Annotated in this window: 14 protein-coding genes; 10 read left to right on the top strand and 4 right to left on the bottom strand. The window is 72.3% G+C overall.

All coding sequences use genetic code 11. The annotated features are described in order from the left end of the window. The 3 genes from FNQ90_RS02080 to FNQ90_RS02070 all read left to right on the top strand — a co-directional run. The coding region (locus FNQ90_RS02080; RefSeq protein WP_182604666.1) for a carbohydrate ABC transporter permease at positions 1-886 on the top strand (886 nt) is incomplete at its 5' end. 170 nt (positions 887-1,056) lie between these two features. Continuing rightward, positions 1,057-1,851, top strand: a complete 795-nt coding sequence (locus FNQ90_RS02075; RefSeq protein WP_143618999.1) for a carbohydrate ABC transporter permease — start codon at positions 1,057-1,059, stop codon at positions 1,849-1,851. Beyond that, positions 1,848-2,843, top strand: coding sequence for a zinc-dependent alcohol dehydrogenase family protein (locus FNQ90_RS02070; RefSeq protein ID WP_182604665.1), 996 nt, complete (start codon positions 1,848-1,850; stop codon positions 2,841-2,843). Before FNQ90_RS02075 ends, FNQ90_RS02070 begins: the two co-directional genes overlap by 4 nt. A 238-nt stretch (positions 2,844-3,081) precedes the next feature. Here FNQ90_RS02070 and FNQ90_RS02065 read toward each other — a convergent pair whose 3' ends face one another. After that, positions 3,082-3,786 carry a GntR family transcriptional regulator gene (locus FNQ90_RS02065; RefSeq protein WP_143619001.1) on the bottom strand — a complete coding sequence of 235 codons (705 nt, stop codon included), beginning with the start codon at positions 3,784-3,786 and terminating at the stop codon, positions 3,082-3,084. A gap of 351 nt (positions 3,787-4,137) precedes the next feature. On the opposite strand from FNQ90_RS02065, the gene FNQ90_RS02060 reads away from it, so the two are divergent. From FNQ90_RS02060 to FNQ90_RS02035, 6 genes are all read left to right on the top strand, one after another. After that, positions 4,138-5,409: an extracellular solute-binding protein gene (locus FNQ90_RS02060; protein WP_182604664.1), complete on the top strand. Its 1,272-nt coding sequence runs from the start codon at positions 4,138-4,140 to the stop codon at positions 5,407-5,409. A gap of 97 nt (positions 5,410-5,506) precedes the next feature. Continuing rightward, entirely contained in the window at positions 5,507-6,460 is a 954-nt protein-coding gene (locus FNQ90_RS02055) for a carbohydrate ABC transporter permease (protein WP_182604663.1), read from the top strand. Between the two features lie 263 nt (positions 6,461-6,723). After that, positions 6,724-7,527 carry a carbohydrate ABC transporter permease gene (locus FNQ90_RS02050; protein WP_323379735.1) on the top strand — a complete coding sequence of 268 codons (804 nt, stop codon included), beginning with the start codon at positions 6,724-6,726 and terminating at the stop codon, positions 7,525-7,527. A gap of 8 nt (positions 7,528-7,535) precedes the next feature. Beyond that, positions 7,536-9,140 (top strand): glycoside hydrolase family 3 protein, encoded by a 1,605-nt coding sequence (locus tag FNQ90_RS02045; RefSeq protein ID WP_182604662.1) that lies wholly within the window; start codon positions 7,536-7,538, stop codon positions 9,138-9,140. Between the two features lie 344 nt (positions 9,141-9,484). Then, positions 9,485-10,510 carry an SIS domain-containing protein gene (locus FNQ90_RS02040; protein ID WP_182604669.1) on the top strand — a complete coding sequence of 342 codons (1,026 nt, stop codon included), beginning with the start codon at positions 9,485-9,487 and terminating at the stop codon, positions 10,508-10,510. Positions 10,511-11,255: 745 nt separating this feature from the next. Continuing rightward, entirely contained in the window at positions 11,256-12,743 is a 1,488-nt protein-coding gene (locus FNQ90_RS02035) for a sensor histidine kinase (RefSeq protein ID WP_143622551.1), read from the top strand. Positions 12,744-12,952: 209 nt separating this feature from the next. Here the strand turns inward: FNQ90_RS02035 and FNQ90_RS02030 are convergent, their stop codons facing one another. Then, on the bottom strand, positions 12,953-13,210 hold the full coding sequence (locus FNQ90_RS02030; RefSeq protein ID WP_143622905.1) for a WhiB family transcriptional regulator: 258 nt from the start codon (positions 13,208-13,210) through the stop codon (positions 12,953-12,955). A 331-nt stretch (positions 13,211-13,541) separates the two neighbouring features. Then, the gene (locus tag FNQ90_RS02025) at positions 13,542-14,510 is read right to left on the bottom strand and encodes a diacylglycerol/lipid kinase family protein (protein WP_143622907.1); all 969 of its coding nucleotides are present in this window, start codon (positions 14,508-14,510) and stop codon (positions 13,542-13,544) included. 190 nt (positions 14,511-14,700) lie between these two features. Between FNQ90_RS02025 and FNQ90_RS02020 the strand changes: the two genes are divergently transcribed. After that, a complete protein-coding gene (locus tag FNQ90_RS02020; protein WP_323379734.1) occupies positions 14,701-15,195 on the top strand; it encodes a hypothetical protein in 495 nt (164 codons plus the stop codon). A gap of 68 nt (positions 15,196-15,263) precedes the next feature. On the opposite strand, the gene FNQ90_RS02015 is transcribed toward FNQ90_RS02020, so the two are convergent. Beyond that, positions 15,264-15,785, bottom strand: a 522-nt coding sequence (locus tag FNQ90_RS02015) for an NADPH-dependent FMN reductase (protein WP_228470797.1), incomplete at its 5' end; no start/stop codon positions are given.

Genomic DNA, 15,785 nt, shown 5'->3' with positions numbered 1-15,785 from the left:
CGCGTGGGCCTCCCGCGCCCCCCTCCTGCCCGCCCTGGTCTTCATGATCGTGGTCACCCAGCTGCCGTTCCTCGGCACCCTGGTGATCTCGTTCTTCAGCTGGAACTCGCTCAACCCCGACGCCCGTGCCTTCAACGGCTTCGGCAACTACGGCACGGTCCTGTCCGACAGCGCCCTGCGCTCCTCGGTCATCACCACCGTCGTGCTCACCACGACCGTGGTACTGGTCAGCCTGGTCCTCGGCCTGCTCCTGGCGCTGCTGCTGGACCGCCGCTTCCCCGGCCGCGGCGCGGTGCGCACCATGCTCATCACGCCGTTCCTGCTGGTCCCGGTGGCCGCCGCGCTGCTGTGGAAGCACGTGCTGTTCAACCCCGAGTACGGCCTGTTCAACGGCCTGCTCAACAGCATCGGCGGCTTCCTCGGCTTCGAGGACCCGATCCAGCCCGACTGGATCTCGGACATGCCGCTGTTCGCGATCGAGGCCGCGCTCATCTGGCAGTGGACGCCGTTCATGATGCTGATCCTGCTGGCCGGCCTGCAGAGCCGCCCGCTGGACGCCATCGAGGCGGCCCGCATCGACGGCGCCGGGGACCGGCAGATCTTCCGCTACATCACCCTGCCCCACCTGCGCCGCTACCTGGAGCTGGGGGCCCTGCTGGGGTCGATCCACATCGTCCAGCACTTCGACGCGGTCTTCACCATCACCGGTGGCGCCCTGGGCACGGCCAACCTGCCCTTCACCATCTACCAGACCTTCTACCGGGCCCACGAGTACGGCCTGGCCTCGGCCGCGGGCGTGCTCGTGGTGATCGGCACGATCATCCTGGCCACCTTCGCCCTGCGCGTCGTGTCGTCCCTGTTCAGCGAGGAGGGGGGTCACTCGTGACCACCGCCGATCCCACCGCCGCGCCCGCCGGCGCCCCCGGGGCCACCGCTCCCGGCGGAGCCGGGGACCCGGCCGCCCCCGGTGGCCCGGGCCGCACCGGCGCCCGGGGCGGCACCACCCCGACCGCCGTCGGCCGCCCCCGCGGCCGGGGCCGGGGCGCCGCCCTCGCCGTGGTCGCCTGGGCCTGCGGCCTGGTCTTCGTGCTGCCGGTCGTCTGGATGGCGCTGATCTCCTTCCGCTCGGAGCCGGACGCCGCCACCAACCCGCCGATGCTGTTGGCGCCGTTCACCCTGGACGGCTACCGCGAGTTCTTCGGTCTGGACGGGGGAGCCAGCCCCTGGCCGCCGCTGATCAACTCGGCCATGGCCTCGACCTTCTCCACCCTGTTCGTGCTGGTGCTGGCACTGCCCGCCGCCTACGCGCTGTCGATCAAGCCGGTGAAGCGGTGGAAGGACGTCATGTTCTTCTTCCTGTCCACCAAGATGCTGCCGCTGGTCGCCGGCCTGCTGCCGATCTACCTGATCGCCCGCAGCATCGGCATGCTCGACAACATCTGGCTGCTGGTCATCCTCTTCACCGCCATGAACCTGCCGATCGCGGTGTGGATGATGCAGTCCTTCCTCTCCGAGGTCCCCCGGTCGTTGATCGAGGCCGCGCAGATCGACGGCGCCCGCCTGCCCGTGGTGCTGCTGCGCGTCGTCGCCCCCATCGCCGCCCCGGGCATCGCCGCGACCGCGCTGATCTGCTTCATCTTCAGCTGGAACGAGATGCTCTTCGCCCGGGTCCTCACCGGGGTCACGGCCGAGACCGCCCCCGTCTTCCTGACCGGGTTCGTCACCAGCCAGGGCCTCTTCCTGGCCCAGGTCTCCGCCGCCTCCATCGTGATCTCCCTGCCGGTGCTCGCCGCCGGTTACGCCGCCCAGGACAAGCTGGTCCAGGGCCTGTCGCTAGGAGCCGTCAAGTGAAAGCCGCCCTCATCGAGGAGCCGGGCAAGGTCCTGGTCACCACCGTCCCGGACCCCGCCCCGGGCCCCCGTGACGTGGTGGTGAAGGTCTCCGCGTGCGGACTGTGCGGCACCGATCTGCACATCCTCCAGGGGGAGTTCGCCCCCACCCTGCCGGTGGTGCCCGGACACGAGTTCGCCGGGGTGGTGGCCGCCGTGGGCCGTGACGTCACCGAACTGCGCGAGGGCGACCGGGTCGCGGTGGATCCCTCCCTGTACTGCCACGAGTGCCGCTACTGCCGCGAGGGGCACGCCAACCTCTGCGAGCGCTGGGCCGCGATCGGCGTCTCCGTGGCCGGCGGCGCCGCCGAGTACGCCGTGGCGCCGGTGGCCAACTGCGTCAGGCTTCCCGACCACGTGAACACCGAGGACGCCGCGCTCATCGAGCCGCTGTCCTGCGCGGTGCGCGGCTACGACGTGCTCTCCGCGAAGATGGCCGCCCGGGTCCTGATCTACGGCTCCGGCACCATGGGCCTGATGATGCTGGAGCTGGCCAAGCGCACCGGCGCCGCCTCCGTCGACGTCGTGGACATCAACCCCGACCGGCTGGCCACCGCCGTCTCGCTGGGCGTCTCCGGCTCCGCCGCCGATCCCGACGAACTGGACCGCCCGCGCGGCTGGGACGTGGTCATCGACGCCACCGGCAACGCCAAGGCCATCCAGGACGGCATCAACCGGGTCGCCAGGGCCGGCACCTTCCTCCAGTTCGGTGTCTCCGACCACGCCACCACGGCGGTGATCGAGCCCTACCGGATCTACAACGAGGAGATCACCATCACCGGCTCGATGGCCGTGCTGCACAGCTACGAGCGGGCCGCCGACCTCTTCGCCGCCGGCGTCATCGACCCGAAGGTCTTCATCAGCGACCGCATGCCGCTGGACGACTACCCGAAGGCGCTGGACCGGTTCGCCGCCGGGCGGGGACGCAAGATCGTCGTCCTGCCCGGCGCCTGACCCCGACCGGTCCCCGCCCCCCGGAGGGGAGGGGCGGGGGCCGACGGGGACGTACCGGCTTTTGGGCCGACCACCGAACCACCGGCCCCGGGCGGCTCCCGCCGCGTCCGGGGCCGGTGTCGGGGGAGGCCGCCCACGGGCCGGGCGGCCTCCCCCGGGCCCCGGCCGGCGGCTCCGGTGCGCCGGCCGTGTCCCGGCCACCCGGCCACCCGGCCACCCGGCCACCCGGGGGAGGCCCTCAGCCGCGGGGGCGCTGGAGGTTGGCGACGAACTTGTACCGGTCGCCCCGGTAGACCGAGCGCACCCACTCCACCGGCTCCCCGGAGGCGTCCCGCGAGTGCCGGGAGAGCAGCAGCATGGGCAGGCCCACGTCGGTGCCGAGCAACCCGGCCTCCGCGGGGGTGGCCAGCGAGGTCTCGATGGTCTCCTCGGCGGAGGCCGGGTGCACCCCGTACACCTCGGCCAGCGCGGTGTAGAGAGAGGTGTACTTCACCAGGCTGCGACGCAGCGCGGGGAAGCGCTCCTGGGACAGGTGGGTGGTCTCGATGGCCATCGGCTCCCCGCTGGCCAGCCGGAGCCGTTCGATGCGCAGCACCCGTCCGTCCACGGGGATGTCGAGCAGGGCGGCGAGACGCTCGTCGGCGTTGATGTAGCCGATCTCCAGCAACTGGGAGGTGGGCTCCAGGCCCTGGGCGCGCATGTCCTCGGTGTAGGAGGTGAGTTGGAGCACCTGCGCGACCTTGGGCTTGGCGACGAAGGTGCCCTTGCCCTGGATGCGCTCCAGCCGGCCCTCGACCACCAGTTCCTGGAGTGCCTGTCGCACGGTGGTGCGGGAGGTGTCGAACTCGGCGGCGAGCGACCGCTCCGGTGGCACGGGGGTGCCGGGCGGCATGGTTTCCGTCATTTCCTGGAGGTGCCGCTTGAGGCGGTAGTACTTCGGCACCCGCGCGGTGCGGGCGCGGTCGGCGGTTTCCGCCGACCGGGTGGAGCCGGCCGGGCCGGCGGCCCCCGGGGCCGCGTCCGTCGCCCGGCCGGTACCGACCACCTGGTTCTCTTCTGTCGTCACCGGCTCCTCCGTGGATTGCGGCTCACATGGTGGCACGGGCCGCACGGGGGAGCCCGGCGGCCCGGGTGTCAGTCCGGTAACGGACAGCCTGCCCCTTCGGCGCGAGCCTTGACACCCTTACTGGTCTAGTCCAGAGTTCATCGCAACTGGTCTAAACCTCTTGACTACACCACTAAAGGCCGTCCCGTGACCAGGCGCAAGGGGGTCCGGCCTCCCCGGGAGGGTGACGTGAAGCGCAAGCTGATGGCAGCCATCGGTGTGGCGACGCTGGCGGTCGGAGCGACCGCCTGCGGCACCGACGACAACGGCAACGGCGGCAGTGGTTCCGGTGGCAACACCGACTCCATCACCGTCTGGCTCATGGACGGCTCCGCCCCCGACGCCTGGATCGAGGAGCTGAACGCCGCCTTCGAGGAGGAGCACGGCGTCTCGGTCAACGTCGAGACCCAGGAGTGGAACGGCATCCAGGAGAAGATCACCACCGCGCTGTCCGAGGACGGCACCGTGGACGTCCTGGAGATCGGCAACACCCAGACCGTCGGCTTCGCGGGCACCGGCGGCCTCGCCGACCTCGGCGAGTTCGAGGGTGAGGCGTGGAACGCCACCATGCTGGAGTCCGCCACCGTGGACGACACCCTCTACGCCCTGCCCTGGTACGGCGCCAACCGCGTCGTCGTCTACGACAAGGGCATCTGGGAGGAGGCCGGCGCCGAGGTCCCCACCACCCGTGAGGAGTGGATCGAGGCCCTCGAGCTCATCGAGGAGAACACCGACGCCGAGCCGATCTACCTGCCCGGTCAGAGCTACTACGTCATGGGTGGCTTCGTCGCCGACGAGGGCGGCGCCTTCGCCGTCCAGGAGGGCGAGGAGTGGGCCGGTGCGCTGAACACCCCCGAAGCCGAGGCCGGGATGGAGTTCTACGCGCGGCTCCAGGAGTTCTCCAACTCCCCGACCGACAACGACGAGGCGAGCCCGCAGCAGTCCACCGAGGTCGTCCCGCAGGGTGACGTCGCCTCCTGGATCGGCCTGGGCTGGGAGGTCGGCGGCGCCATCGCCGCCATCGAGGAGCAGGGCGACGAGGCCGACTTCGGCTACTTCCCGGTCCCCGGCAAGACCGCGGACCAGCTCGGTCACGTCTTCCTCGGCGGCTCCAACCTGGCCGTCTCCGAGCGCGCGGGCGACCAGGACCTGGCCAAGGAGTGGCTGCGCATGGCCACCTCGCAGGAGTGGGCCCAGAAGTTCGTCGACGAGAACAACGGTGGTGTCGTGCCCAACCGCACCGACGTGACCGCCTCCCCCGAGGAGGACACCTTCGCCGCGGCCATGGTGCAGTCCGCCGAGGTCGGCTACCTGCCCCCGCTGACCACCGGATGGGCGAACGTCGAGGTCGTCCCCAACCCCATCAAGGACCTCATGACCAAGGTCCTGAACGGCGAGGACTACACCGCGGCGGCCGAGGAGGCCGACGCCGAGATCACCACGCGCATCAACCGCGACTGATACACCTGACGTGCGGGGGTCGCCGGCCGGTCGGTCGGCGACCCCCGCCGCTCCGGCGCAGCCGGGCTCACGACCGTCCGATCGCGAGGAAGACCCCATGACCCCACCGGCCCGGGCAGCCGAGCCCGCGGCGCCGGCCGCCGCCACCGGCCGCCGGTTGCCCACCGGCTGGCTGCCGTACCTGCTCATCGCCCCGGCGGTGCTCTCCCTCGGCCTGGTCCTGGGGTGGGCCCTGCTGAGGAACGTGCTGATCTCCTTCCAGGAGTTCGGCCGTCGCCAGTTGATCTCCCGCACCACCGAATGGGCCGGCTTCGACAACTACGTCGAGGTCCTGAACAACCCGCGGTTCTGGGACACCCTGGTCCGCACCTTCGTCTTCATGGCCGTCAACGTGGTCCTGATCATGGTGCTCGGCACGCTGATCGGGCTGCTGCTCAACCGGCTCGGCGGGAAGATGCGGCTCACCCTGTCCATCGCGCTGGTGATGGCCTGGGCGATGCCGATCATCCCCAGCACCGTGCTGTTCTCCTGGATCTTCCACACCCAGTACGGCCTGATGAACTGGTTCATGGGCGTCCTCGGCTTCACCGGTTTCGATCAGCACAACTGGTTCGGCACCGGCACCTCCACGCTGGCCATCGCCACCCTCCTCATCGTGTGGATGTCGATCCCCTTCGTGGCCCTGAACCTCTACGCCGGCCTGACCACCATCGGCGGCGAGATCTACGAGGCCGCCCGCATGGACGGTGCCTCCGCCTGGCGGATCTTCCGCTCCATCATCCTGCCGATCATGAAGCCGTTCTTCCTGATCACCACCTTCCTGGAGATCATCTGGGTCTTCAAGGCGTTCGCCCAGGTCTACGCCCTCAACGGCGGCGGGCCCTCGCGCGCCTCGGAGACCCTGCCGGTCATGGCCTACATCGAGGGCATGGGGCAGCAGCAGTTCGGCGCCGCCGCCGCCATCTCCGTGCTCACCCTGCTCATCCTGCTGGGGGCCATGTCGTACTACTTCCACCTGATCCTCAAGCAGGAGAAGGAGCAGCAGCCATGAGCCAGGACACCACCGCCCCCGGTGCCGACGGCGGTTCCGGCTCCCCGGAGGTCACCGGCCCCGACGGCCCCTCGCGCTCCACCGCCGCCGGGCCCACCGGCGCCGGTGCCGGTGGGGTCGTCGGCCGCCTCGCCGAGGTCAACATCGCCGGCCCGCACGGCGCGCCGCCGCCCTCCGACCCGGTGCGGCAGACCGTCGCCGGCATCCCCCGCACCCCCGGCGGCGGGCCCTCCCCGGAACCCTTCCGCCGCCGTTTCCAGCGGATCTGGCCCAACGCGGTCGCCCTGATCACCGCCGCGATCTTCATCTTCCCCGTCTATTGGATGATCGCCAGCTCCCTGAAGCAGCGCGGCGACATCCTCACCCGGGACCCGGTCTTCGTCTTCGTCCCCACCCTCGACAACTACTCCACCGCCATGGGCGCGGACCTGTTCTGGACCTACGTCCGCAACAGCTTCGTGGTCACCGTCTGCGCCGTGCTGCTGGCCCTGCTGGTCGCCCTCGCCGCCGGCTTCGCCATCGCCCGGATGGAGTTCAAGGGCCGCCGCGGCATGATCCTGGTGATCATGATGGCGCAGATGGCCCCGTGGGAGGTGCTCATCATCGTGATGTACCTCAACGCCCGGGACCTGGAGATGCTCAACAGCCTCCTGGCCCTGACCATCATCTACTTCGTGATGGCGCTGCCCTTCACCCTGTGGACGCTGCGCGGCTTCATCGCCGCCGTCCCCAAGGAGTTGGAGGAGGCCGCCCTCATCGACGGCTGTTCCCGCACCCGCGCCTTCTTCAGCGTGATCTTCCCGCTGCTGGCCCCCGGCCTCATGGCCACCTCGATCTTCGGCTTCATCATGGCCTGGAACGAGTTCGCCATGGTCCTGGTGCTCAACAAGGCGCCCGAGGCCAAGACCCTCCCGGTGTGGCTGTCCAGCTTCCAGACCGCCTTCGGCAACGACTGGGGCGCCACCATGGCCGCCTCCACCCTCGTCACGATCCCGGTCCTGGTCCTCTTCCTGATCCTCCAGCGTCGGGTCACCGGTGGCATGGCCGCCGGGGCCGTGAAGGGATGACCCCCGACATGTCCGCACCGACCGCCGCGTCCCGGAAGCCGGACGCCCTGGAGCGCGACGCCCTCGCCGTCCTGCACCCCACCTTCCACGGCACCGACACCCCGCCGGCCTGGCTGCTGCGCCTGCTGGAGAGCGGCGGGATGACCGGCGTCGGCCTGTTCGGCCGCAACGTCGTCTCCGACGAGCAGGTCACCGGCCTCACCACCCGGTTGCACGAGGCCAACCCCGAGGTCCTGATCGCCATCGACGAGGAGGGCGGCGACGTCACCCGCCTGGAGGTGCGCACCGGCTCCTCCGTGCCCGGCTCCCTCGCGCTGGGCGCCGTCGACGACCCCGACCTCACCCGGGCCGTCGCCGCCGATATCGGCCGCCGCCTGGTCGCCCGCGGGATCACCCTCAACTGGGCGCCCTCCGCCGACGTCAACTCCAACCCCGACAACCCGGTCATCGGCTCCCGTTCCTTCGGCGCCGACCCCGCGCTGGTCGCCCGGCACACCGTCGCGTACGTCGAGGGCCTGCAGTCCGCCGGTGTCGCGGCCTGCGTCAAGCACTTCCCCGGCCACGGCGACACCGACGTGGACAGCCACCTCGCGATGCCCCGCATCGGCGTGGACCGCGACACCCTGACCGAGCGCGAGCTGCTGCCCTTCCGGGCCGCGATCGCCGCCGGCACCCGCTGCGTGATGAGCGCGCACATCCTCGTGCCCGCCCTGGACCCCGAACTGCCCGGCACGCTCAGCCCCGCCGTGCTCAACGGCCTGCTGCGGGCCCCCGTCTCCGAGGGCGGCCTGGGCTTCGAGGGCGTCATCGTCACCGACGGCATGGAGATGGACGCCGTCGCCGCCCGCTGGGGCGTGGAGCGCGGCAACGTCCTGGCGATCGCCGCCGGGGCCGACGCCATCTGCGTCGGCGGCACCCCCTCCGACGAGGCCGAGGTGCTGCGGATGCGCGACGCGCTGGTGGCCGCCGTGCGCTCCGGGGAACTGCCCGAGGAGCGGCTGCACGACGCCGCCGAACGGGTGCGCGCCCTGGGCCGGTGGACCGCCGCCCGCCGGGCGGAGGCACTCGAGTCCGGGAACCCGGGGACCGCCGGGGTCGCCGGTCGGGGGAGCCCGGGGAACATCGGCACGGAGGCCGCCGGGCGGGCGGTGCGGATCTCCGCGCCGGCCGGCGCGCCGCCGTTCGCCCCGCTCACCGGTCCCGCACACGTCCTGGTCCTCACCCCGGCCGCCAACGTCGCCGTCGGCAGCGAGACCCCGTGGGGTCTCGGCCCCGCGCTGACCCGCCTGCTGCCCGGCACCACCACCGACCGTCGGGGCCGCACCGCCCCCGACGCGGTGCCCGCGGTGGTCGAGGAGGTGCTGCGGGAGGCCGGCGGGCGTCGACTCGTGGTCGTCGTGCGCGACGTCCACCGGCACGCCTGGATGGGGGAGACGCTCGCCGCGCTGGTCGCGGCCCGCCCGGACACCGCGGTGGTGGAGATGGGCGTGCCGCAGGCCCCGCCCTCCGGTGCCCTGCACATCGCCACCCACGGCGCGGCCCGGGTCTGCGCCGAGGCCGCGGCCGAGGTGCTGACCGGCGGGACCATCCCCCGGGGCACCGCCCGCACCTGAGTCGGACCCCGCCCCCTCGTGCCCCCGACGGCACTTCGGGGCGGTGGCCCGGCGCCCCGAAACCGTCCCGACCGTCCGACCGACGGTCCGGGGCGGGTCATGGCGAACGGCCCGGCCCGCGTCACGGGCCGCCCGCCGGCCCCCGCACCCCGGGTGCGGCCGAGGTCCCGGATCCCGGCCGCACCCGGTACCACGCCGTCCGACGCCCCGGACCGGCCGGACACCGTCGTCCCGCCGCGCGCCGGTCGCGTCACGCCGGTTGACGCACGCCGACCGCGCACCCCGCAGCCACCCGCACGTCACACCCTGGAGGCCCCGTGTCCGCCGACACCCCCGGCCGGATCATGTCCCGCGAGATCGCCGAGCAGCCCGGGGCGCTGCGCCGCCTGCTCGAGGAGGGCGCGCCCCGCATCCGGGCCGTCGCCGGGGCGATCGCCGCCCGCCGTCCCCGCTTCGTCCTGCTCACCGCCCGCGGCACCTCGGACAACGCCGCCCTGTACGCCAAGTACCTGCTGGAGATCCTCCACGGGCTGCCCTGCGGGCTCACCTCGATGTCCACGACGACCGCCTACGACGCCCGGCCGGACCTCACCGACGTGCTGGTGATCACCGTCAGCCAGTCCGGCGGCTCGCCCGACCTGGTCGCCTCCACCCGGGCCGCCCGGCGGGCCGGCGCGATCACCCTGGCCGTCACCAACAACGCCGACTCCCCGTTGGCGGAGGCGGCCGAACACCACATCGACATCCTCGCCGGCCCCGAGCGCGCGCTGCCCGCGACCAAGACCTACACCGCCTCGTTGCTGGCCCTGTACCTCTTCGTGGAGGCGCTGCGCGGCCACGACGGGGTTCCGGCCGCGGCCCGGCTCCCGGAACTGGCGGAGAGGATCCTGGCGCGCGGGGAGGAGGTGCGGGAACTGGCCGGCCGCTACCGCTTCGCCGAGCGCATGGTCCTCACCTCGCGCGGCTACGGCTACCCCACTGTCAAGGAGGCGGCGCTGAAGCTGATGGAGACCAGCTACGTGCCCGCCCTCTCCTACTCCGGCGCCGACCTGCTGCACGGTCCGCTGGCCATGGTGGACAACGTCTTCCCGGTCATCGCCGTGGTGCCCGACGGGCGGGGCGGGCAGGCGCTGCGCCCGGTGCTGGAGCGGCTGCGCGAACGGGGCGCCGACCTGGTGGTCGTCGGATCGCAGGAGCGGGTGGCGGAGGCGTCGGCCGGCTTCGTACTGCCCACCGAGGGGGTCGCCGAGGAGGTCCAGCCGATCCTGGAGATCCTGCCGCTGCAACTCCTGGCGATGGAGGTCACCCTCGCCCGGGGACAGGACCCGGACGCCCCGCGCTCGCTGGCGAAGGTCACGGAAACCCACTGATCCCCCGACCCCCGACCCGCGGGTCCGACGAGCGTCCGTGACGGCCGGTTCCCGGAGTACGGGAACCGGCCGTCACACGTGTCGCGCCACCGTCGGACCGGGGCGGACCGGGGCGGGCCGACGAGCGGAAAGCACGGCGGGACCCCGGTGGGAAACACCCGGAAAGGATTTCGGGGAAGAGTTTCGGAAAGGCTCGATCGATCCGGTCCGGAAGGGTCGGACCGCCTTCCCGTGCCACGGGGAAAATCACCCCGGGGCCGGGCCGGGGAAAGCCGGAGAAGCGGGGTGACGGCCCCCGGGAACACCCGCGGGCCGCGGCGCCGGGGAGGGACCCTCAGCCCTTCCGGCACCGCAGCCCGGAGCGACACGCGTCCGGACGCCGTCAGGGCAGAAAGCGCCGCGGATCGCGCTCCACCCCCCTGTGCGGTGAGGGGCAGAAGACCGCGCACACATGCTGTGCGCCTCCATTGTGGACCGGGTCGGCCCCTATGTCCATGCCGTGAACAAACCCGTGACCAACCCGACGCGACGGGCACCGGCGGCGGTGAGTCCGCCTTCACCTTCCGTCGCCGGCTCCCGGCGAGGGCCCGCCGTCGCCCCGCCCGGGGGTTCCCGCCTTCGGGAATCACCCGCGCCGCCCCGGCCGACGTGCGCCCTCGCCCCGGTCACGGGCGGTGCCCGTCCGGCCCCGGCGGGGACCGGGATCACCCGGGGAGCGGGAGGGTAGGCTCGCGCCGTGCCCTCCATGAACGATCTGGTCCGTCTCCACACCGACCTGGACGAAGGCGACCTCGAGTGGCTGCACCTCCTGGTCTCGGAGTGGCAACTGCTCGCGGATCTCTCCTTCGCCGACCTGGTGCTCTGGCTGCCGACCAGGGACGGCACGCGGTACGTCTCCGTCGCCCAGATGCGGCCCAACACCGGCCCCACCTCGCACCAGAACGACATGGTCGGTCACCTGGTTCCGCGCGGGCGCCGCCCCCTGCTGGACGCGGCCCTGGACGAGGGGCGGATCGTCCGCGAGGGCGACCCGGAGTGGCGGGAGGAGGTGCCGGTGCGGGTGGAGTCCATCCCCGTGCGCCGGGAGAGCCGGGTGCTGGGCGTGATCGCCCGCAACACCAACCTGCTGACCGTGCGCACCCCCAGCCGCTTGGAGCTCACCTACCTCCAGAGCGCCTCCGACCTCGCCCAGATGATCGCCAACGGGGCCTTCCCCTTCCCCGGGCAGCAGGTCGGGATGGACCGCGCGCCGAGGGTGGGGGACGGGTTCATCCGGCTCGACGCCGAGGGCGTGGTGCTGTACGCCAGTCCCAACGCCCTGTCCGCCTATCACCGCCTGGGCCTGGCCACCGACCTGGTCGGCCTCCGGCTGGGTCCCACCACCGCCGAACTGGCCCCCACCCGGGGGCCGGTGGACGAATCCCTGGTCAAGCTGGCCAGCGGGTGGGCGCCCCGGGAGGCCGAGATCGAGGGTGACGAGTGCGTCATCCAGTTGCGGGCGATTCCGCTCAAGCCGCGCGGTGAGCGCATCGGTTCGTTGATACTCCTGCGGGACGTCACCGAATTGCGGCGCCGCGAGCGCGAATTGATGACCAAGGACGCCACCATTCGGGAGATCCACCACCGGGTGAAGAACAACCTCCAGACGGTGGCGGCCCTTTTGCGTCTCCAGGCCCGTCGGATCGGCGCGGGCGGGGACAACAGCGCCCGCGCCGCGCTGGACGAGGCGGTGCGCCGGGTCGGCTCGATCGCCATCGTGCACGAGACGCTCTCGCACAACCTCGACGAGCGGGTGGAGTTCGACGAGATCGCCGATCGGGTGCTGGCGATGGTGGCGGAACTGTCACCCGGCCTGGTCACCACCCGGCGCACCGGCCGGTTCGGCGTGCTGGACGCGGAGACCGCCACCCCGCTGTCCATGGTGCTCACGGAGGTGGTGCAGAACGCCATGGAGCACGCCTTCGAACCCGGCGGGCGCGGCACGGTGGAGGTCGCGGCCACCCGTGGTGAGCAGCCCGCCCGTCGCGGGGGGCGTCTCCTGGTGACCGTCCAGGACGACGGCCGGGGGCTGCCGGAGGGCTTCGACCCCCGTAGTTCGGGGAACCTGGGACTGCAGATCGTGCGGACCCTGGTGGAGGGGGAGTTGGAGGGCCGCTTCGACATGGAGCGGGCACCGGAGGGTGGTACCCGGGTGGTGCTGGACCTGCCGCTGGCCCCGGAGCGCAGGCGCTGAGCCCGTCGGCACGCCTCCGGGGCCGGTGCCGGAACGCGCGGGAGCCCCGGCCCGGTCCGCCTCCCCCGCCCACCGGGAACGTTCCGGTGGGGGAGTGCGGGCCGTGAGCCGGGGCTCGTGGGTTCGCGTGGGTGCTGCGCGCTGCGCATCAAGACACCCGGGCGGCGACCCCGCCGGGGCGGGTCACCGCGGGTCGGGCACGGTGCCGGTCAGGCGGTGGCCTTGCGGGCGCGGTTGCGGGCGGCGCGGCGCTTCATGGCACGACGCTCGTCCTCGCTCATCCCGCCCCAGACGCCGGAGTCCTGGCCGGTCTCCAGGGCCCACTGCAGGCACTGCTCCATCACGGGGCAGCGACGGCAGACGGCCTTGGCCTCCTCGATCTGCAGCAGCGCAGGACCGGTGTTGCCGATCGGGAAGAACAGCTCGGGGTCTTCCTCGCGGCAAACGGCGTTGTGACGCCAGTCCATGTCTGCTCCATCTCCTGCGGATTGCGGTGGTATTGCTTGTGAATGTGAACGCTTTCACGAACCCCCCGACAGGAACGAGTCGTCACCCGGCCTCCGCAGGGGGAGGTCCGCGCCGTGGCCCGTTCGGGCGGTAAGGGGATTCCGGCTCTCAAGGGTCCCGATGTTTCGGCTGTCCCGATCGCCATGTAGAGGTTCGCAAACCTCGGCCGGGGGCACAACCCCTTCTGGAAAGTTTTTTTTGATTCCTTGGTGTTGCTTGGCTCACAGCCCTACTTCTCCGGGGTGGAGAGTGGGCTAAACGTTCGACTGTAAGGAGTTTCGATGCTTCTGCTCACACAATCACACGCAGTGCACGCCGTACGCCTGTGAACCGTACGCCGAAGCGCACCCCCAGGTGGTCACCGTCCAGTTGAAAGGGGAGTGGCGCCTGCGAAAGCAAGGTGAAGCCCGTCACGTCGTGCAGGACCACCACGTTCCCTCCCCGGGGGCCCCGCTCCGGCGAGGAACGCAACAATTGGGTCGCGTAGCGGGTCATCGCCGTCGTCGACATCCGGGTCAACCCAACCACGTCCAGGGCGTCGTCGAAAGAGGCCCGGGGCGCCGCGTACACCGGACGGTTGCCCAGGAAGGTCCACGGGGCGGTGTTGCACACTATCGCCGTCGACAGGTCCCGCACCGGCTGCGCGTCCGGCCGCTCGAGCGTGATCGTCCCCCGCCCCCGGTGCGGGTCCCGCAGGAACTGCCGCACCATCTGCCGCAGGTACAGGGCGTGCGTGGATCGCCTGCCCCGTTCCCGCTGCTGCTCCACGCCGCCCACCACACCCGCGTCGAAGCCCAGCCCCGCGCAGAAGGTGAACCAGCGGTCCGGAACCTCCTCGTCCCGGGTGCCCTCCAACCCTCCCGCCAGGCCCAGGCCGATCTCCCGCTCCCGGCCCCGGTACAGGGCGTCCAGCAGCACACCGGTCGCCTCCACCGCGTGGTTGGGCAGCCCCAACGCGCGGGCGAAGACATTGGTCGAGCCGCCCGGCACCACCGCCAGCCGCGGCAGTCCGCCGGGATTCGGGCCGTGGTGCAGCAGTCCGTTGACCACCTCGTTGACGGTGCCGTCGCCGCCGAAGGCGACCACCAGCTCCACCGAGCCCGACTCCATCGCCCGCCGGGCCAGCTCCCGCGCGTGACCCCGGCACTCGGTCGGCGCGACCTCCAGCTTCACCTCGCTGGCCAGGGCCCGGGCGATCACCTCACGGGTCCGCGCGCTGGTGGTGGTGGCTGCCGGGTTGACCACGAGAAGTGCGCGCATGGAATGCAGCGTAGCCGGGCCCCCGCACCCTTCCCCGCACGCCGGGCGCGCCTCTTCGCCGGAGGGTGCGGGTCCGGTACGTGACCGGTTCGGTGTTCGCTCCGGTGTTCGATTCGGGGCTCGACTCGGGGTTCGCCCGACGGGCCGGCCTCCCACCGGCCGGCCGGGACTCCGGCGATACCCTGACGGGGTGAGCGACCCCACACCCCTCGACGGCACCGACGGCCCGGACCGCCCCGACGACACCGACGGCACCCGGAAACCCGGCGGCGCCGATGCCGCCCCGCGGCCCGGCCGGCGGCCCCGCCGCATCACCGTCGCCGCCGCCCTGACCCTCCTCCAGGGAGTGGTCACGGCCGTGCTGGGTGTGGTCATGCTGGTCCTGGTGTTCGCCGGCACCCCCGACAACACGGTGCAGGCCCTCACCGGCGGGGTCACCGTGCTGCTGCTCTCGTTGTTCCCCCTCCTCGCCGGGCGGGGCCTGTGGCTGCTGCGCCGCTGGAGCCGGGGCCCCTCGGTGATCGTGCAGCTCCTCGCCCTGCCCATCGCCTGGCAGCTGTGGGCCATGGGAGGCGTGTGGCAGGCCTCGGCCCCGGCGGTCACGGCGGTGGCGCTGGTCGTCCTCGGCTGCCTGATGAACCCCGTCGCCGCCGAGGCCCTGGGCGCCGTCCCGCGCGACACCTGAGACGGCCCGGCGGACGGATGTCGCTCCCGGCTCCCCCGTCGTCCCCGTGGAACGACGGGGAGCGGATCTCAGGAGCCGTGGGGGCGCCGAGCACGGGCCGTGCGCAGCGCCTCCGCCCACCGATCCAGTCGGCCCGGCAGACCCTTCGCGGCACGGGCGGCGGCCTCCTCGTCCTTCGGCCGGCCGTCCTCGCCGAAGACGTTCGAGGCGTTGTGGAAGCCCGGGGCGTCGCGGACCGTCATGGCGTGCATCTGGGGGAAGACCTGGCGCAACTGCTCGGCCGCGCGGATCCCGCCGCCCTGACCGCCGTAGGAGATCAGCCCGACCGGCTTGCCGAACCACTCCTCCCGGGTCCAGCCGATCGCGTTCTTCAGGGCCGCGGGAAAGCTGTGGTTGTACTCGGGGGTCACCACGACGATCGCGTCGGCCGCCACGAGACGGGAGGAGAGCTCCCGCTCGTGCGGAGCGGCCTCGGCAGGCGTCTCCTCCTCCCCCCGGGCGGGCATGATCATCGGCAGGGGAAGCTCCCGCAGGTCGATCGTGTCGAGTCCCGGGGACGGGGCGCCGGGGACGATGGGCCGGGGCGGCCC

The organism is Streptomyces alkaliphilus (assembly GCF_014141535.1).
Classification (GTDB): Bacteria; Actinomycetota; Actinomycetes; order Streptomycetales; family Streptomycetaceae; genus Streptomyces; species Streptomyces alkaliphilus.
The sequence above is the reverse complement of the archived record's forward strand: the minus strand, read 5'-3'. Positions and strand labels throughout refer to the sequence as shown.